General features: G+C 71.0%; 14 protein-coding genes. 7 read left to right on the forward strand and 7 right to left on the reverse strand.

Annotation, left to right across the window (positions count from 1 at the left end):
• Positions 1-173 precede the first annotated feature (173 nt).
• Together ACH4XV_RS11300 and ACH4XV_RS11305 are read right to left on the reverse strand one after the other, a co-directional pair.
• Positions 174-830, reverse strand: coding sequence for a TrkA family potassium uptake protein (locus ACH4XV_RS11300; protein WP_078974936.1), 657 nt, complete (start codon positions 828-830; stop codon positions 174-176).
• On the reverse strand, positions 830-1,492 hold the full coding sequence (locus tag ACH4XV_RS11305) for a potassium channel family protein (protein WP_395788555.1): 663 nt from the start codon (positions 1,490-1,492) through the stop codon (positions 830-832). Before ACH4XV_RS11305 ends, ACH4XV_RS11300 begins: the two co-directional genes overlap by 1 nt.
• A gap of 149 nt (positions 1,493-1,641) precedes the next feature.
• On the opposite strand from ACH4XV_RS11305, the gene ACH4XV_RS11310 reads away from it, so the two are divergent.
• The gene (locus ACH4XV_RS11310; RefSeq protein WP_395788557.1) at positions 1,642-3,723 is read left to right on the forward strand and encodes an APC family permease; all 2,082 of its coding nucleotides are present in this window, start codon (positions 1,642-1,644) and stop codon (positions 3,721-3,723) included.
• 274 nt (positions 3,724-3,997) lie between these two features.
• Positions 3,998-5,356 (forward strand): class I SAM-dependent RNA methyltransferase, encoded by a 1,359-nt coding sequence (locus tag ACH4XV_RS11315; protein WP_395788559.1) that lies wholly within the window; start codon positions 3,998-4,000, stop codon positions 5,354-5,356.
• A 522-nt stretch (positions 5,357-5,878) separates the two neighbouring features.
• Here the strand turns inward: ACH4XV_RS11315 and ACH4XV_RS11320 are convergent.
• Positions 5,879-7,054, reverse strand: a complete 1,176-nt coding sequence (locus tag ACH4XV_RS11320; protein WP_395788561.1) for a hypothetical protein — start codon at positions 7,052-7,054, stop codon at positions 5,879-5,881.
• Entirely contained in the window at positions 7,051-7,407 is a 357-nt protein-coding gene (locus ACH4XV_RS11325; protein ID WP_395788563.1) for a hypothetical protein, read from the reverse strand. The genes ACH4XV_RS11320 and ACH4XV_RS11325 overlap by 4 nt, the downstream gene beginning before the upstream one ends.
• A 329-nt stretch (positions 7,408-7,736) precedes the next feature.
• Between ACH4XV_RS11325 and ACH4XV_RS11330 the strand changes: the two genes are divergently transcribed.
• Together ACH4XV_RS11330 and ACH4XV_RS11335 are read left to right on the forward strand one after the other, a co-directional pair.
• Positions 7,737-8,288 (forward strand): hypothetical protein, encoded by a 552-nt coding sequence (locus ACH4XV_RS11330; protein WP_395788565.1) that lies wholly within the window; start codon positions 7,737-7,739, stop codon positions 8,286-8,288.
• Between the two features lie 66 nt (positions 8,289-8,354).
• Complete coding sequence (locus tag ACH4XV_RS11335; protein ID WP_395788567.1) at positions 8,355-9,278, forward strand: LLM class F420-dependent oxidoreductase; 924 nt, start codon at positions 8,355-8,357, stop codon at positions 9,276-9,278.
• A gap of 122 nt (positions 9,279-9,400) precedes the next feature.
• Here the strand turns inward: ACH4XV_RS11335 and ACH4XV_RS11340 are convergent, their stop codons facing one another.
• The 3 genes from ACH4XV_RS11340 to ACH4XV_RS11350 all read right to left on the reverse strand — a co-directional run bounded on the left by ACH4XV_RS11340 (position 9,401) and on the right by ACH4XV_RS11350 (position 13,193).
• Entirely contained in the window at positions 9,401-11,026 is a 1,626-nt protein-coding gene (locus tag ACH4XV_RS11340; protein ID WP_395788569.1) for a hypothetical protein, read from the reverse strand.
• Positions 11,027-11,124: 98 nt separating this feature from the next.
• Positions 11,125-11,898, reverse strand: a complete 774-nt coding sequence (locus ACH4XV_RS11345) for a hypothetical protein (protein ID WP_395788571.1) — start codon at positions 11,896-11,898, stop codon at positions 11,125-11,127.
• Positions 11,899-12,218: 320 nt separating this feature from the next.
• Positions 12,219-13,193 (reverse strand): PstS family phosphate ABC transporter substrate-binding protein, encoded by a 975-nt coding sequence (locus ACH4XV_RS11350; protein WP_395788573.1) that lies wholly within the window; start codon positions 13,191-13,193, stop codon positions 12,219-12,221.
• A 370-nt stretch (positions 13,194-13,563) separates the two neighbouring features.
• Here ACH4XV_RS11350 and pstC point away from each other — a divergent pair, with 370 nt between their 5' ends.
• The 3 genes from pstC (at position 13,564) to ACH4XV_RS11365 (ending at position 17,508) form a co-directional block, all read left to right on the forward strand.
• On the forward strand, positions 13,564-14,580 hold the full coding sequence (pstC, locus tag ACH4XV_RS11355) for a phosphate ABC transporter permease subunit PstC (protein ID WP_395788575.1): 1,017 nt from the start codon (positions 13,564-13,566) through the stop codon (positions 14,578-14,580).
• 127 nt (positions 14,581-14,707) lie between these two features.
• Complete coding sequence (pstA, locus tag ACH4XV_RS11360; protein WP_395788577.1) at positions 14,708-15,889, forward strand: phosphate ABC transporter permease PstA; 1,182 nt, start codon at positions 14,708-14,710, stop codon at positions 15,887-15,889.
• Positions 15,886-17,508, forward strand: coding sequence for a phosphate ABC transporter substrate-binding protein PstS (locus ACH4XV_RS11365; protein ID WP_395788579.1), 1,623 nt, complete (start codon positions 15,886-15,888; stop codon positions 17,506-17,508). Before pstA ends, ACH4XV_RS11365 begins: the two co-directional genes overlap by 4 nt.
• Positions 17,509-17,564 lie beyond the last annotated feature (56 nt).

Consider the following 17,564-nt stretch of genomic DNA (forward strand, 5'->3'; position numbering starts at 1 on the left):
GATCCCGGGGGATGAGGTCGCGGCGTCCGGTGCCGTGCCGCGTGGGGTGCCGGAGAAGCAGGCGCGGGGTGGTTGCGTGCGGCTGCTTCTCCGGTGCGGTGAGGTGCGGCGCTTGGCGGTGCGGCCCCGCCGGGATCCGCCGGACCGGGGCCGGTCGCCGGCACTGCCGTCGGTCAGGCCGACAGCAGCTCCTCCAGCTCCTCTTCGCGGTGCGGCGCGGCGACGAACAGCAGCTCGTCGCCGGCCTCCAGCGAGTCGTCCTTGCCCGGGACCAGTACCCGGCCCTCGCGGATGATCGTCACCAGCGCCGTGTCCTCGGGCCACGCCACGTCGCCGACGCGCGTGCCGACGAGGGCGGCGTCGCCCGGAAGGGTCAGCTCGACCAGGTTGGCGTCGCCCTGGCTGAACCGCATCAGGCGGACCAGGTCGCCGACGCTGACCGCCTCCTCGACCAGGGCCGACATCAGGCGCGGCGTGGACACGGCGACATCCACGCCCCACGCCTCGTTGAACAACCACTCGTTCTTCGGGTTGTTCACCCGGGCGACCACGCGCGGCACGCCGTACTCGGTCTTGGCCAGCAGCGACACGACCAGGTTCACCTTGTCGTCGCCGGTCGCCGCGATCACCACGTTGCAGCGCTGCAACGCGGCCTCGTCCAGCGAGGAGATCTCGCACGCGTCGGCGAGCAGCCACTCGGCCTGCGGCACACTGTCCACCTTGATGGCGTCCGGTGCCTTGTCGACGAGCAGGACCTCGTGGCCGTTCTCCAACAGCTCCGCGGCGATGGAGCGACCCACCGCGCCGGCGCCCGCGATTGCGACCCGCATCAGCCCTCCTCCGGTGCTTTCTCGAAGGCCGCCTCGACGGCGGCCACATCCGCCTGGTGCATGACCACGTGCACGAGGTCGCCCTCTTGGATCACGGTCTCGGAGGTCGGCAGGATGCCCTCGCCCAAACGGGTGACGAAGGCGATCCGGGCGCCCGACGCCTGTTCGAGCCGGCTGACGCGGTGTCCCACCCACGCCGCGTTCACGTGCACCTCGGCCAGTTGCACGCTGCCGGAGGGGTCGCGCCACAGCGGTTCGGCGCCACTGGGCAACAACCGGCGCAACATCTGGTCGGCGGTCCAGCGCACGGTGGCCACCGTGGGGATGCCCAGGCGTTCGTACACCTCTGCCCGGCGCGGGTCGTAGATGCGCGCGGCCACGTTCTCCACACCGAACGTCTCGCGCGCGACGCGCGCCGCGATGATGTTCGAGTTGTCGCCGCTGCTGACCGCCGCGAACGCGCCTGCCTCTTCTATACCGGCCTCGCGCAGGGTGTCCTGGTCGAAACCGATGCCCTTGATCCGGCGGCCGGAGAAGTGCGACCCCAGCCGGCGGAACGCGGAGGGATCGCGGTCGATGACCGCCACCGAGTGCCCCAGTTCCTCGAGCGTCTGGGCCAGCGTGGATCCCACGCGCCCGCAGCCCATGATGACGATGTGCACGGCCGTCCTTCCGGATTTGGTCCGTTGTGCCCGGTCTGATGCTCGTTTGTGGTGTTACCAGGGTGGCAGACCTCGCCGAGACGTTACACGTGGACGCCATACGGCATGCCCCCGGCCCGGCAAAAGTCGATGGGCTTACGATCACCTGCGTGTCAAGACTGACCGATCTGTCCAAGCGCATCCTTGTCGGCCGAGCCTTGCGCAGCGACAAGCTGTCCGAGACGCTCCTGCCGAAGCGCATCGCGCTGCCCATTTTCGCCTCCGACGCACTGTCCTCCGTCGCGTACGCGCCGGACGAGATCCTGCTCACCCTTTCCATGGCGGGAATGGCGACCTACCACTTCTCGTGGAAGGTCGGTCTGGCCGTCGTCGTGGTCATGCTGACCGTGGTGGCCTCCTACCGCCAGAACGTCCACGCCTATCCCAGTGGCGGCGGTGACTACGAGGTCGCGAACGTCAACCTCGGTCCCAACGCCGGTTTGACGGTCGGCAGCGCGCTCCTGGTCGACTACGTGCTGACCGTGGCGGTATCGGTCTCCTCGGGCGTCGCCAACATGGCCTCCGCGGTGCCCGCGCTCGAGGGGCACAAGGTGTTGGTGGCGGTCGGCCTGGTGCTGCTGCTGATGGCGATGAACCTGCGCGGTGTCCGCGAGTCGGGCAAGCTCTTCGCCGTCCCCACCTACGCGTTCATGGCCGCCATCCTCGGCATGACGCTGTTCGGCCTGATCCGGGCCGCCACCGGCGCCACCATGGAGGCCGAGAGCGCCGGGTTCCACATCGAGGCCGAGGACAGCTTCAGCGGCTTCGCGCTGGTGTTCCTGCTGCTGCGCACCTTCTCCTCCGGGTGCGCGGCGCTGACCGGTGTCGAGGCGATCAGCAACGGCGTACCGGCCTTCCGCAAGCCCAAGAGCAAGAACGCGGCCTCCACGCTGCTGCTGATGGGCACCATCTCGGTGACCATGCTGATGGGCATGCTGGCGCTGGCCAACATGACCAAGGTGCGGTTCGCGGAGAACCCGGAGAGCCAGATCCAGGGGGCGCCGGCGGGGTATGAACAAAAGACCGTGGTCGCGCAGGTCGCCGACGCGGTCTTCGGTGGCACCTTCGCGTCGCCGCTGTTCTATCTCGTACTCGCGGTCACCGGCCTGATCCTGATCCTGGCCGCGAACACCGCGTTCAACGGCTTCCCGGTGCTCGGCTCGATCCTGGCCCAGGACCGCTACCTGCCGCGGCAGCTGCACACGCGCGGCGACCGCCTCGCGTTCAGCAACGGCATCATCATGCTGGCCGCGTTCGCGATCGTGTTGATCGTCGCGTTCGAGGCCGAGCCCACCAAGCTGATCCAGCTGTACGTGGTCGGCGTCTTCGTGTCCTTCACGATGAGCCAGGCGGGCATGATCCGGCACTGGACCCGGCACCTGAAGACCGAGACCGAACCGGCCGAGCGCCGGCGGATGATGCGCAGCCGGGTGATCAACGCCTTCGGCCTGTGCATGACCGGCGCGGTCCTGGTGATCGTCCTGGTGACCAAGTTCGTGCAGGGCGCCTGGATCGCGATCGCCGCGATGGGCGTGCTGTTCCTGCTGATGAAGCAGATCCGGCGGCACTACGACCGGGTGGCCACGGAGCTGGCGGCCGTGGAGATGGACGACACCAAGCTGCCCTCGCGGGTGCATGCCATCGTGCTGGTGTCCAAGCTGCACAAGCCCTCGCTGCGGGCGCTGGCGTACGCGCGCTACTCGCGGCCGAACGTGGTCGAGGCGGTCACGGTCAACGTGGACCCGGCCGAGACCGAGGCGCTGCGGCGGGAGTGGGACGAGCGTGGGATAGAGGTGCCGCTCAAGGTGCTCGACTCGCCGTATCGGGAGATCACCCGGCCGGTGATCGAGTACGTGAAGTCGGTGCGTCGGTCCAGTCCGCGCGATGTGGTGAACGTGTACATCCCGGAGTACGTGGTCGGCCGCTGGTACGAGCAGATCCTGCACAACCAGAGTGCGCTGCGGCTCAAGGGGCGGTTGTTGTTCACGCCGGGGGTCATGGTCACCTCGGTGCCGTGGCAGCTGGAGTCGTCCGAGCGGCTGAAGGAGCCGAAGGCCTGGGTGGCGCCGGGGTCGGTGCGGCGGGGGCCTGCGCGGACGCCTCGGGGTGGGGATGGGAAGCGGGGTGGGCCCGGGAACGGGTCTGGTTCGGGGTCGGGCTCGGGGTCCGGGTCCGGGGCGGGGGCGTCCTGAGTTCGGGCGGGTCGTGACGGTGTGTGGTGACGGTGGGCGCGGGTTCTTCGGGTAGGGACTACCCTGGAAGCCGCGCCCACCTCCGTGAGGCGCTTTCTTTGTGTCGTCGTCGTGTCGGTGCGTGCGCCTGGGCGTGGTCGGCCGCGGGCATCCGAGGCCCCTTGTCGTGCGTCGGTTGCGTTCGGCCCCTGGTTTTCGTCTGTTGCCCGTTGTTTTCATCGACTGTTTGCGTCGACGTTGTACGAGCTGTGCTACGAGCTGTGCGAGGAGTGTCGTGTCTGTCGGATCCACCACCCCCGAGTCGGACCAGTCCCTGCGGGGTGAGCGGTACGAGGTCGAGATCGGCCCGGTTGCTCACGGTGGGCACTGCGTCGCTCGCCACGAGGGCCGTGTGATCTTCGTTCGGCACGGCCTTCCGGGCGAGCGGGCCGTCGTGGAGATCACCGACGGCGGGCCGACGTCGCGTTTCCTGCGCGCAGACGTGGTCGAGGTGTTGCAGGCGTCGCCGGATCGCATCACGCCCGCGTGCCCGGTGGCCGGGCCCGGCATGTGCGGCGGTTGCGACTGGCAGCACGCCACGCCCGCCGCGCAGCGTCGACTCAAGGGCGATGTGGTCGCCGAGCAGCTGCTGCGGCTCGGCAAGGTCGACGTACAGGTCGAGGTGGAGGCCGTGGACAGCCCGCCGGGGCAGCCCGAGGGCCTGGGATGGCGCACGCGGGTGCAGTTCGCGGTGGACCCGGCGACGGGCCGGGCGGGACTGCGCAAGCACCGCTCGCACGACGTCCAGCCGATCGACGCGTGCCCGATCGCGGCGCCCGGTGTCGAGGAGTTGGGCATCGAGGCGCACGAGTGGCCCGGCGTGGCGTCGATCGAGGCGGTCTCCGCGACCGGCTCGCTGGACCGCGCGGTCACCGTGGTGCCGGCCGAGGGCGCGGACGGGCGCATGCCGATCGTCGAGCTGAACCGGGCCGTGTCGGTGTTCCGGGCCGACGACAAGGGCCGGGTACGCAAGGTGCACGGTCGGCCCGCGGTGCGCGAGGTGGCCGCGGGACGGACCTGGAAGGTGTCGGGCGGCGGCTTCTGGCAGGTGCACCCGGCCGCGGCCGACGTGCTCGTGGCGGCCGTCCTCGAGGGCCTGGAGCCGCGGCCGGGCGATCTGGCGCTCGACCTGTACTGCGGCGTCGGGCTGTTCGCGGGCGCCCTCTCCGAGCGGCTCGCGGACAGCGACACGATCATCGGCATCGAGAGCTCCAGGCAGGCGGTCGAGGACGCGATCCACAACCTGCGGGACGTGCCGGGCGCGCGCTTCGAGGTCGGCACGGTGGAGAAGGTGCTGAGCCGACCCGGCTTCCTGCGCCGCGCCGACATCGTGGTCCTGGACCCGCCGCGCGCGGGCGCGGGCAAGGCGGTCGTCGAGCGCATCGCGCGCCTGACCCCGCGCCGGGTCGCCTACGTCGCCTGCGACCCCGCCGCCCTGGCCCGCGACGTGGCCTACTTCGCGGCCGCGGGCTTCAAGCTCCGGTCGTTGCGCTCGTTCGACCTCTTCCCGAACACACACCACATCGAGTCGGTCGCGATCTTGGAGCCGGCCCCTCGGGCAGCCAAGCGAGAGGGTGCCCGCGGCCGCCGCTGACCGGAGAAGGACGACGCCTCGGCGCCTTTGCCGACCGGGCCGCCCCCGCCTTGCCGGGGCGGCCCGTGCTCGTGGCGGCGCGTCACGCGGCCCATCGTGGCGTTGTTGCCCACGTCGCCGCCCGGTTCGCGCCCGCACCCGCGCCCACGCAGGTGTCGGCGGCGTCGCCGACACCTGTGCCTCGCACCTATGCCCTACGCCCGGACCCGCGTCCGCACCCGCGTCCGGGTCCGACATCCATGGCCACCTCCACCCACCCGAGTTCCTTGCCGCCCTGAACCGCCGGGTCCATGCCCACGCCTGCGCGCGCGGACGCGGGTATGCCCACGTCCGGGCGCATGCCCGCGTCCGCATCGGCGCTTGCGCTCGGGTCCACATCCGCGCTCTCACCCGGCGCCTCCACTCGCGTCCGCGCCCCACGCGCGCGTCCACGCTCTCGCCCGTGTTCCCGTCCCCATTTGCTTCCTGGACGGCGGTCGTGCCTTGGGTGTGTGTCTGCGCTCTGCCTTTGTTCGTGTTACTTCAGGGGTGCTGCTGGGGGGGTTCTTCCGGGGTCGACCAGGCTTGGGCCGAGTGCGTGCCGTAGCGGTTGGTTCGGCGGGGGCGGATCGGGGTGGTGGGGGTGCCGCCGGTGGTGGGGGCGGTCACCCACGTGGGTGATGCGGGCGTGGGGGGCGTGCCGGTGTGGGTGGTGCCGCCGAGGACGGTCGGGGCGGGGTCGGCGGTGTGTGCGGCGTCGTGTGTGGCCGCCGGGTGGTCGCCGGTGCCGCCGCGGAGGCCGGGGGCGATCCGGATGCCGGTCACCGGGGCGATCGGAGGCGACGGCGGTGGGGCGGCCTGACGCGAACGCGGGCCGATGCCGGCCGGCTGTACCGGGCGGGGATCGCGGGGGAGCGGGGTTCCGACCACGGCCGGTGTGAGCGGGGTGGGCATCGCGGCTTGTGGCGGGCAGGTGATCGGCGGCGGCCCCGGCGGGGTGGTCGGTGGTGGTGGCGGTGGTGGCGTGGTGGCGGCGATGCACGTGGCCAGTGGGGCGGTGGGCGGCGGTGGTTGCGCCGGGGGCGCGGGCGCAGGTGCCGCGGGGGTGTCGGGCGTCGCCGGCGCGCATGGGGTGGTCGGATCGACGGATGTCGGCGGGGGAGACGGGTCCGCGACGGCCGCCTCCGTCGCGGTTGGTGCCGGGGCGGTGATGTCCGGGTCGCCGCTCGGGGGCGCGGTCGTGGCGCATGGTCGGCTCGGAGGCGGTGCGTCGGCCTGGGCGGTGGTGGGGAGCGCGGTGGCAGGTCGGCTCGGCGCGGTGTCGGCGGGAGCGCACGGCAGGAGGGGCAGGCGCTCGCCCAAGTCGCGGTAGGTGCCCTCCAGTTGCGCGATGGCGACCTCGGCGGCCTGCGGGTCGGTGGCGCTCTTCTGGGCCCGGGCAAGGGCATGTGCCGCCTCGGTGAGGTGTTCGTGCAGCGCGGTGCCCTGCCCGGCGAGTCGATCCGCGCTGTCGGCCAGTGCGTGGCAGCGGGCGGTGAAGCGCTCGGCGCCGCCGCCGGACCACACCCGTGTGCCCAGGCGGGCGGTCTCGGCCAACTCGTCCCGCAGTTCGGTCAACCGCGCGGCGGCCAGGCGCCACCCGTCGGCCGCCGCGCCGACCAGAGCGGGGCGGGCGGCGTGGATCGCCGCGAACGGATCCGTGTTGTCGCCGGCGCTCATCGTGCCGCCATCGCGCGCAGCAGGGTGCCGACCTCGGTCTCGGTGTCGGCGAACCGGTCCGCGGTACGGCCGAGTTCGACCCGCGTCGTGGCCAACTCGGCGCGGATCTCGGTCAACAGGTCGACCATCCGCGCGGCGGCGCGGCGATGCCGGTCGGCCAACTCGGCGGCGCCCGGGAACCGGCCCAGCGCTTCCGTGTCGAGCGCGGTGTGGTCGGTGACCCGGGCGGGCTCGGCGGCGCAGCCCGGTGTCAGGTAGTCGGCTCCGATGTTGTGCAGGCGTCGTACCAACCCGTGCAGTTCGGCCGTGTCGACCGCGTAGCCGCTCGCGCCGCCGCCGTCGGTGCGGGACATGCCACCACCCCCTTGATCTGTGCTGGATCGCCGATCGCCCTCGGGGATCGCGGCCGGCGCGAACTCGACGTTCGCCCGAGGCCGATCGCGGCACCCCTTCGGGAAACGACGAGGTTGGCACAGTGGTCACCCTGCGTGCAGAAGCCCTGTGGACAACTCCGCAAGACATCACTCCGAAGAGTGAAACCCCGCCGAAATACGCCTGGTTGTCCACAGATTGTTCGATGGCGAGCGATCCGTACGCTCCCCGGGCGCAACCTGGAGTCGTCGGAACACACCGGCCGAACTCCGGACGAGCCGGACGGGCACCGCACGAGGGAGCGATCACCATGCACACCATCGAGACCTTCGCCGAGTTGGACGACGAGCTGGCCACGGTCGATTCCACGCCACGCGCGCTGGCCGCGGTCACGCTCGCCCTGCACACCGTGCAGGAGGTGGTGCACGCCTGGAGCGGCAAGCCGGACCGTGGCGGCTGCCTGTGTCGGGTCGCCGACGAACTGGGTGACGCGCGGGAGATCGTCGCCCGGGTCGTGGGCTCGGCCGCCGACACGGTCGTCCCGCTGCCCGGCGGCGACCCGGCCGGCGTGCCGATCGCGGGCGCCGCCCGGGTGCTGGGTCGGGCGGCCAAGGTGCTCACCCTGCTGGCCCGACAGGGCGTGGCGGGCAATCCCTGCGCGGACTGGGCGCGGTTGGCGCCCGCCGAGCGCCGGGCCTGCGCGGCGGCCTGGGCGATCGTCTTCCGCAACCTGATCAGGCTGCGGGCGGCAGAGGAGAGCGCCGCCTGGTCGGGCCAACCGCACCGGCACACCCCGGCGATTCCCCAGCGGCGGCGGCGCGGCTCGGCGCGCGTGGTGCCCTTTCCCGCGCGGCTCGCATGATCGGGTCCGGGGTGCTTCGCGCGCTCGCCTCGCCCGCGTCCCGCGCCTTCGGGAGAGGATGGGCGCATGGATCTTCGTATCTTCACCGAGCCCCAGCAGGGCGCGACCTACGACACACTCCTGACCGTCGCCAAGGCCACGGAAGACCTCGGCTTCGGAGCCTTCTTCCGCTCGGACCACTACCTGCACATGAGCGGCGACGGCCTACCGGGTCCCACCGACGCGTGGATCACCCTGGCCGGACTGGCCCGCGAGACCAAGCGCATCCGTCTGGGCACACTGATGACGGCGGCGACCTTCCGACTTCCGGGCGTGCTGGCCATCCAGGTCGCGCAGGTCGACGCGATGTCCGGCGGCCGGGTCGAGCTGGGCATCGGCGCGGGCTGGTTCGAGGAGGAGCACACCGCCTACGGAATTCCGTTCCCGCGCGAGAAGTTCGGCCGCCTCGAAGAGCAGCTGGAAATCGTCACCGGGCTCTGGGACACCCCGGTCGGCGCCGACTTCCGCTACGAGGGGCGCTACTACTCGTTGGCCGACTCGCCCGCGCTGCCCAAGCCCGCGCAGCGTCCGCATCCGCCGATCCTGGTCGGCGGCCTCGGCGCCAAGCGCACGCCCGCGCTCGCGGCCCGCTTCGCCGACGAGTTCAACATCCCCTTCGCGTCGGTGGAAACCAGCGCGCAGCAGTTCGGCCGGGTCCGCGAGGCCCTGGTCGAGCACGGCCGCAAGGCCGAGGACCTGGTCTTGTCCAACGCCCTCGTGGCCTGCGTGGGCCGGGACGACGCCGAGGTGTCCCGGCGCGCCGCGGCGATCGGCCGCGAACCCGCCGAACTCAAGGAGAACGGTCTCGCGGGCTCGCCCGCCGAAGTGGTGGACCGGATCGGCCGCTTCGCCGAGGTCGGCTCGACCCGGATCTACTTCCAGATCCTGGACCTGCACGACCTCGACCACCTGGAGCTGATCGCCTCGCAGGTGATGTCCCAACTCGGCTGAGCCGAGGGCCCGACGGCCCGGGGGACGGGAAAGGGCCCTGTCGCAGCCCGTGCGCTGCGACAGAGCCCCCTTCTCACCCCACCGCCCGGGTGTCGCAGGCGGCCGTGCGGTGTGTTTCCTCGTCAGGCGGTCGCGGGAGTGTCCTCGTCGCCCTCGCCGAAGGTGCCGCTGCCGGCGAGCAGCGCGCTGCGGCTGCCGCGGGCGCGGTACCACATGACGCCGCCGATCAGCAGCAACGTGCCGCCGGCGGTGCCGAGCAGCCGCGGGTCGAGCAGCGCCCCGGTGTGCGCGAGCCCACCGCCCCCGCCACCGTTGCCGGTCCCGGCCGAACTGCCGGAGCTGGTCCCGGTGCTCGTCCCGGCCGTGGTGCCCGTGGTCGTTCCGGTGGTCGTCCCGGTCGTGGTACCGGCGGTGTCACCGGCCGTGGTCCCGGAGGTCGTCCCGGTGGTGGTGCCCGCGGTCGTCCCGGTGGTGGAGCCGGTGGTGGTCCCGGTGGTGGTCCCGGTGGTGGTGCCGGTCGTCGTACCCGTCGTGGTGCCGGCGGTCGAGCCGTTGGTGGCGCCGGCGTGAACCAGAAGCAGTTTGAAGGGAATCTCGACCTTCGTGCCGGACGGGGTGGCCGTGGCCGTCACCGTGTAGTTGCCGTCGACCCAGGTGGCGCCGTCACGGGGGAAGATGAGCTGATTGTTGACATAGGCACCGATGGTGTCCGTTTTGGCGTTGGTCAGCTCCACGGACGGGAAGGCGGCGTCACCCGACTTGGTGATGACGGCCTTGAAGTCTTCACCCGCGGGGAAGCCGGACAGGCTCAGGCGCGCCGCGACGGGGCCCGCGTCCGGGATTCGTATTTCATTGTCGAAGGTTCCGGCCGGCGTGGCGTGTTCGACGACCTTCCACGTGCCATCCGTCGCCAGCAGGTCGACGCGAGCGAGGTCGTCCACCACGATGGCTCCGCCGGCATCGAGGCATTGGGCACGAATGTGGTAGTTGCCGGAGGTGGCGGCGCCGCCCGGAAACATCTTCTTGTTCGGGTAGACAGGCTTGAGGTCGGCGGCCAGCGGCAGGGGAGTGAAGCCACCCATACGCTGCTCCGACTCCTGGCCGGGAAGCTTCAGCTGGAACAGGGCCGAGGTCGCCGTCGCCGGGCACGCCTTCGAGGAGGTGATGGTCGTCTTCTGGTCCATCGGCCCCGTGGTGGGATTGAGCACCAGCACCTCGTCCGACCCGCCGGGTGGTGTGGTGGTCGGCGGCGTGGTCGTCGGGGGCGTGCTGGTCGGCGGCGCGGTGGTGGGCGGGGCCGCCACGGTCCACGCCTTGCCGTTGGGGCCGTCGGCGGTGGTGAGATCGACCGCCGCGAGCTCCTTGAGCACATTCCCGGCGTTGTCCATGCACTCCGAGGACAACTTGAACGTACCGTCCAAGACGGTGCCGGTCAGGAAGAGCTGGATCGGGCTCTCCCGAACCGGGATCCGGTCCGCGGGCAACGGGTTGCCCGTGGTGCCACCGATCAACCTCGGCGCGGTCAGGGTGCCGCCGGTGACGACCCACCGGTAGTTCGTCGCCGGTTCCGGGCACGGCGCAGTGGCCTTCAACGTCACCTTGGTGGTGGCCCCACCGGTCCCCGGGTCGACGACGATCGTCGGCGCGGGTGTACCGCCGTCGGCGGCCGCTGCGATCGCCGGCAGCGCCGACAGCACGAGCAGCCCGGCTCCGCACGATGCCAGCACGCGCGCGAGTCTTAGGCTCATCTGGTCAACTCCGTTGAGAAATAAAGGAAACGGGGACGGACGGCAAGTGGGCCACCGGGACGAATCCCGATGGCCCAAGGCGTGTCACCGACGCCGCGTCACCACCACAGGCGGGACGAGTCGAGGGTGATCGCGACCGAGGAGGTCGCGTGCGAGTTCGTGCCGGAGAGCACGAGGGTGTAGGAACCGTCGGCCAGAGTGGCCGGCAGCGTCAGCAGTGCGCCGCCCCAGGTGCCGTCGGGGGTGATCTGCGGCTGCAGCGAGACCGGGGTGGAGGTGCCGTCGGCGGTGCGCACGACGCCGTCCACGCGGTCACCGGGCGCGAAACCGCGGAACAGGACCAGACCGAAGCGCAGCGCGCCGATCTTGGTCGGCAGCGCGCGCACCTCGGGCGAAAGCGAGGTCCACACACCGTTGTTGACGCGCAGGTCGACCGACGCCGGCTCGGTGATGGTCAGCGCGCCGTCGGCGTCGAAGGTGTAGCACTGCGCGACCAGCTTGTGCGCGACGCCCTCCTGGGCGGCGGAGCCCGCCGGGAACAGCGCGCGCAGACCGACGACCGCGGTGTCCGCGACCTTGTCGGCCGGCAGGTCGGTGCCGAGGAATGAGCCGCCGAACACACGCTCGTTGGCGCCGGGCGAACGCAGGACGAAGCGGAACTTGGTCGCGTCCGGGCCGCACGGCACGCTCGCGCGGGCGGTCGCCTTGCCGGTGCTGTCGGCCGGACCGTACAGCGGGCTCACCGTGACGGTGCCCTGCGCGGCGGTCGCGGGCGCGGCGGGCGCGGAGTCCTCGGCGACGGCCGGCACGGTGGCGATCGCGAACGCGGCCGGAACCGCGACGGCGAGCGCGAGCAGACGACGGAGCTTCATGAAGAATGCCCTTCCGGGGTCGGTGGGTTCGAGCAAAACAGCACGCGGCGGCCCGTTGGGCATCCGCGGGGGAAACGTCGGACGCTCGCGATGGCGGATGGATGAGCGATCCGCCACCGGAGGGTGAACAGTTCTTCTGCGGCGTGTGCGGAGCGTCGGATCGGCGGACTCGAGGGCGCGGGCCCACCAGACGGATCCGAGAGCCATTCGTGCGGTTGTGGACACCTGACGCGGGAGCGGGAACGGGCCGTCTCGAATCGCCGATCCGAGACGACCCGCTGCTGATCACGTCATGTCATGCGGTGCCGGTCGGGGGTGGCTCAGACGGCGAAGCCGAAGGTGTTCCAGATCGGGCGCTGCGCCGGGGCCTTGGCCCAGTTGATGAAGGCGACGACGTTGGCGTTGGCCGCCGTGCCGTTCTGCGGGTCGTAGACGAAGTAGACCGAGCGGTTGCCGACGAAGCCGGTCGCGTTCGGCGCCTTGGAGTCGATGTTGCCGAGCTTGAAGCCGTTGGTGTGGTTCGGCACACCGGAGGCGGGGGTGGTCTGCTCGCCGTAGGCCGCGGCCGAGTAGGCGATGATCGCGTCGGTGGAGGTGATCTGCGGCGCGTCGCCGCGGTTCTCCTGCGCGGTCTGGATGACCGTGGCGGCGCACGCGCCGTTGGAGGCAGCGGTCGGGTCGAAGCCGAGCACCTTGTCCTGGAACTCCGAGCGGGTGCCGGAGCCGGCCTGCGGGACGTGCTTTTGGATCACGCCGGACACGGTGCTGCCCGGGATCTGGTTCCAGTTGGTGATGTTGCAGTGGTAGATGTCCTGCAGCTGGGCGCGGGTCAGGTTGGTCGGCGCGCCGGCCTTCTTGGTCGCCCAGGTCACGGCGTCGCCGGCGACCCGCTCGAAGGTCAGGGTGGTCTCGGCGGTGCCGGTCTTCGGGCCACGCGAGGAACGGGCGAAGTCGAGGCACTTGGCGTTCGTGCCCGCACGCTGGTCCAGCAGCGCCTTGATGCCGTCACCCGAGCCGTTCGGCCACGCGTGACCGGTGCCGGCGCCGTACTGGGTGTTGCACTCGGCCTTGCCGGTGTTGATGCCACCGGCGGCTATGCCGGCATTCACCGTCACCCAGTCGTTGCCATTGGGATCGACGTTCGCCGCGTACTCCGTCGTCAGCGCCTGGGTGACGTTCTGGAGGGTGTCGGAACCGGCGTTGACGTAGGTGTTGGCGTTGGCCGACGCGTTCGCGCCGACGACGAGCGCCATGGCGGCACCGACGGTGCCCAAAACGGTGGCGGTCTTGCGCATGCTGAAGACGCTGGACATTCGAAGTCTCAACTCTCTCTTGGCATTTGCTGGCCGTCGACCCGCAGTGGCCGACGCCGACAACGCTGCCGGCGGCCCGATCGTGGTGGGATGTCCGGCAGGGAAACGGCACCGGGCCGCACAAGGCGCCGACACGAACGGGCCGCGCCTGTAACGGAAACCGGATACTCCGGCACCCGTACGGCACGGACACGACGTCTGCCGTACACCCTCGGCACCGGTTGTTTCCGTAGCGGACAGTTGCCCGGGGGCTGCGCTCTGGTTGTCTCCAGGCAGGGGTTTCCGGCTTGATCGCCGGCCGTCTGACGAACGGTCAGATCGGTTCGCCACCCGCTTCCAGGAGCCGCAACCCATGGCACACCCGACCGTGTTCGCCCCCGAATCGCCGGAGCTGCTCGATCGGCCCCGCCGGATCGTGGTCCGTCGCACCAGGGCCGACCACGTGTTCCGCTGGACCACGCGTGGTGTCGCGATGCTGGTCCTGGCCCTGCTCGCCGCGATCGGTGGCTACCTGCTCTACCAGGGCAGCAGCGCGCTCGACCGGGCCGGCTGGGGATTCCTCACCGAGGACGCGTGGGAGCCCAAGGGCGGCACCTTCGGTGTACGCGGACTGCTCACCGGCACCGTGCTCGTGGCCATCGTCGCGCTGATCGTCGCGGTACCCATCGCGCTCACCGCGGCCCTGTACATCACCGAGTTCGCCCCACGACGTCTACGCGGGGTGCTCACCTCGGTCGTCGACCTGATGGCCGCGGTGCCCAGCATCATCTACGGCATCTTCGGCTTCTTCGTACTGCAACCCCAACTGATCCCGGTCAGCCGGTGGTTGGCCACGAACTTCGACTTCCTGCCGATCTTCGAGATCCGCACGATCGACGTGAAGGCCCGCTTCGTGGACAGCCAGTTCAGCTCCTCGCTGTTCATCTCCGGCGTGGTGGTGTCCACGATGGTCATCCCCATCTGCTGCGCGGTCAGCCGCGAGGTGTTCGGCCAGGCGCCGGTCGGTGAGAAGGAGGGCGCGCTCGCGCTCGGCGCCACCCGCTGGGGGGTGATCCGCGCGGTGGTCCTGCCGTTCGGCCGCGGCGGCATGATCGGCGGCGTGATGCTCGGCTTGGGCCGAGCCCTCGGCGAGACCATCGCCGTCGCGATGATCATCTCGTTCAACACCGACTTCTCGTTCCGCATCCTCGACGGCCAGGGCTCGACGATCTCGTCGCTGATCGTGCTCAAGTACGGCGAGGCCGACACCGAGTCGATCTCCGCGCTGATGGCCGCCGGCCTCGCGCTGTTCGTCCTCACGCTCGCCGTCAACACCGTCGCCGGCGTCCTGGTCGCCCGCTCGCGCAGCGGCAAGTCCACCGAGATCTGACCGAGGTCCGACCGGACCCGGCACCGAGACCCGAGACATCGAGCCCGGGACATCGCGTCCCGGCCCACCGAACTCCCGACAGCGACCCACGGCTCCACCAGACCCACCATCGAGGGGATCCACGACGATGACCGTCACCGAGCCGATCGTTCGGCCCGGACCCGACGCGCCGCCGCCCGCGTCCGCGCCGCGACCACCGGAGCAGGCCCGCGTGGCGCTGCGCCGTGTCGCCCCCGACGACATCGGCGTCGCGCTCGGCGCCATGGTCGCCGGCGCGAGCTTCGCGTGGGTGCTGTACGGGCGGATCCTGCCGGTCGCCGGCTGGCAGGGCTACCTGATCACCGCCTACCTCAGCTTCCTGCTGCTGTACGCGATCGCCACCCACATGCGCCTGGACCGGGTGGCCGCCGGCGACCGCGTCGCCGGCGCCGTGATCTCCACCGGCGCTGCCCTGATGGTCGGCACGGTGGCGACCGTGATCGGCTACGTCTTCGTCAAGGGCTTCGGCCGCATCCTGAACACGGACTTCTTCACCGCCACCCAGCGCCACTTCAGCGCGCTGAGCCCGCACGGGGTCTCGGTGGGCGCCGCACACGCGATCGTCGGCACCTTCGAACAAATGGGCATCGCGATCCTGCTGAGCGTCCCGCTCGGGGTGATCGCCGCGATCTACATGAACGAGGTCGGCGGCCGGTTCGCCGTCGTGGTGCGCGTGGTCGTCGAAGCGATGACCGCGATCCCCTCGGTGGTCGCCGGCCTGTTCGTCTACGCCTTCTTCGTCATCTCGCTCGGCCAGGGCTTTTGCGGCCTGGCCGCGGGCCTGGCGCTGTCGGTGGAGATGATGCCGGTGGTCACCCGCGCCACCGAGGTCGTGTTGCGCCTGGTGCCCAATGGCCTGCGCGAGGCGTCGTTGGCCCTGGGCGCGGGGGAGTTCCGCACCCTGTGGAACGTGGTACTGCCCACCGCCCGCAGCGGCCTGGTCACCGCCGTCATCCTCGGCTGCGCCCGCGTGGTCGGCGAGACCGCGCCCGTGCTGCTGGTCGCGGGCGGCGGCGCGGGCATGAACTGGGACCCGTTCAGCGGGGTGCAGACCTCCCTGCCGTACTTCATCTGGGTGAACTACAAGTCGCCCAGCGACGAGCTCAACTCCCTCGCGTGGGGCGCCGCCGTGACCTTGCTGCTCATCGTCCTCGTGCTGTTCTCCCTCGCGCGCCTGATCGGCGGTCGCGCCCCCGGCGAGCCCGGACGCCGCAAACGGCGCCGCGCCGGCGCCGACACCAAGTCCCTCACCCCGGAGCCCACTTCATGACCAGGACCACGCGCCTGCCCGCGCATCTACTCCGCGTGGCGATCGCGTCCGTGCTCGCCGTCCCCCTGCTCGTCCTGCCGTCCGGCACCGCCTCGGCCGCCGCCGGCATCCACGGCAGCGGCTCCACGTGGAGCTCGCCCGCGACCATGCAGTGGTCGGCCGACGTCGCCGCCCGCGGCCTCGCGGTCGACTACACCCCCAACGGATCCACCGCCGGACGCAACGACTTCATGAGCCACCTGGTCGACTTCGCGGTCTCGGAGATCCCCTTCCAGGGCAACTACGTCGACCGGGCCGGGCAGGCGACCAACGAACTCGCGCGCCTGCAGGCCGACAACACCAAGTTCAAATACCTGCCGATCGTCGCGGGCGGCACCTCGTTCATGTACAACCTGAAGATCCGCGGCCAGCAGGTCCGCAACCTCCAGCTGTCGCCGCGCACCATCGCCGGGATCTTCACCAACCAGATCAAGGTGTGGAACGACAAGGCGATCAAGGACGACAACCCCGCCCTGTCCCTGCCCGCCACTCCGATCACCCCGGTCGTGCGCTCGGACGGCTCGGGCACGAGCGCGCAGTTCACCGCCTTCCTGACCAACCAGGTCAACGACATCTGGCGGCCGTTCTTCCCCGGCGGCATGACCTCCGAGTTCCCGGTCAAGGGGGCCACCAAGGCGCAGGCCGGCTCCGAAGGCGTGGCCAACTACGTCGCGGCCGGATACGGCGAGGGCGCGATCACCTACGTCGAGACCGCCTACGCGATCCAGCGGCAATTCCCGGTCGCCTCGGTCAAGAACGTCGCCGGCGTCTACACCCAGCCCAGCTCCGACGCGGTGTCGATCGCACTCACCAAGGCCCGGCTGAACCCGGACAGCACGCAGATCCTCGACGACGTCTACACCAACCCGGACAAGCGCGCCTATCCGATCTCCAGCTACAGCTACATGATCGTGCCCGCCGCCAAGCAGTTCTCCTTCGACGAGTCCAAGGGCGAAACACTCGGCAAGTTCATCAAATACTTCCTGTGCGCCGGGCAGGGACAGGCGCCGCGGCTGGGATACTCGCCGCTGCCCCCCAAGCTGGTCAGCTTCGGCTACGACGCGATCAAGTCGATCCCCGGCGCGCCGGACCCTGGGGCACTGCCGGCGAACCTCGACAAGCCGACCAAGGCGGACCACGACGCCTGCCCGAACCCGACCTTCGACCCGGCTTGGGTGCCGCCGGAGCAGAAGCAGCAGCAACAGCAACCCCAGCAGGGCGGTCCGGGCGGCGCCAACAACCAGAACAACAACGGCACCACCAACAACGGCACCGGCGGCAACACCCCCAAGCCCGGTGACACGCCGGGAGCCGCCGGCGGCGGAACCGGCGCAACCCAGGGGCCGGACACCGGCGGCGGAGCCGGCCTCGACCCGGGCACCGGCGAAGTCGTCGCCGGCGGCGACAAGTCCGGTCCCGGCGGCCCGGTCAGCGCCGGATCGGTGGAAGCCGGCGACTCGCCGCCGCTGCCACCGGTCTGGTTCTACGCACTCACCCTGGTGTGCCTGATGGCGGCGGTGTTCGGCGCGCCATTCCTGTACGGCCGACTCGGTCGAGGACGTGGTCCCGATGTCCGCTGACCCGCGCGAGCAGGCCGCGTCGGGTGACCGGGAGATGTCCGGTCCGTACGCCGCAG

The sequence above is a fragment of the Embleya sp. NPDC020630 genome (genome assembly GCF_044334985.1).
Lineage (GTDB): Bacteria > Actinomycetota > Actinomycetes > Streptomycetales > Streptomycetaceae > Embleya.

What these genes read in the sequence shown, in the direction of transcription:
- ACH4XV_RS11350 (WP_395788573.1), bottom strand. Translation starts at nt 13,193, where the DNA reads ATGCGCAAGACCGCCACCGTTTTGGGCACCGTCGGTGCCGCCATGGCG.
- ACH4XV_RS11330 (WP_395788565.1), top strand. Translation starts at nt 7,737, where the DNA reads ATGCACACCATCGAGACCTTCGCCGAGTTGGACGACGAGCTGGCCACG.
- ACH4XV_RS11345 (WP_395788571.1), bottom strand. Translation starts at nt 11,898, where the DNA reads ATGAAGCTCCGTCGTCTGCTCGCGCTCGCCGTCGCGGTTCCGGCCGCG.
- ACH4XV_RS11300 (WP_078974936.1), bottom strand. Translation starts at nt 830, where the DNA reads ATGCGGGTCGCAATCGCGGGCGCCGGCGCGGTGGGTCGCTCCATCGCC.
- ACH4XV_RS11335 (WP_395788567.1), top strand. Translation starts at nt 8,355, where the DNA reads ATGGATCTTCGTATCTTCACCGAGCCCCAGCAGGGCGCGACCTACGAC.
- ACH4XV_RS11320 (WP_395788561.1), bottom strand. Translation starts at nt 7,054, where the DNA reads ATGAGCGCCGGCGACAACACGGATCCGTTCGCGGCGATCCACGCCGCC.
- pstA (WP_395788577.1), top strand. Translation starts at nt 14,708, where the DNA reads ATGACCGTCACCGAGCCGATCGTTCGGCCCGGACCCGACGCGCCGCCG.
- pstC (WP_395788575.1), top strand. Translation starts at nt 13,564, where the DNA reads ATGGCACACCCGACCGTGTTCGCCCCCGAATCGCCGGAGCTGCTCGAT.
- ACH4XV_RS11340 (WP_395788569.1), bottom strand. Translation starts at nt 11,026, where the DNA reads ATGAGCCTAAGACTCGCGCGCGTGCTGGCATCGTGCGGAGCCGGGCTG.
- ACH4XV_RS11365 (WP_395788579.1), top strand. Translation starts at nt 15,886, where the DNA reads ATGACCAGGACCACGCGCCTGCCCGCGCATCTACTCCGCGTGGCGATC.
- ACH4XV_RS11325 (WP_395788563.1), bottom strand. Translation starts at nt 7,407, where the DNA reads ATGTCCCGCACCGACGGCGGCGGCGCGAGCGGCTACGCGGTCGACACG.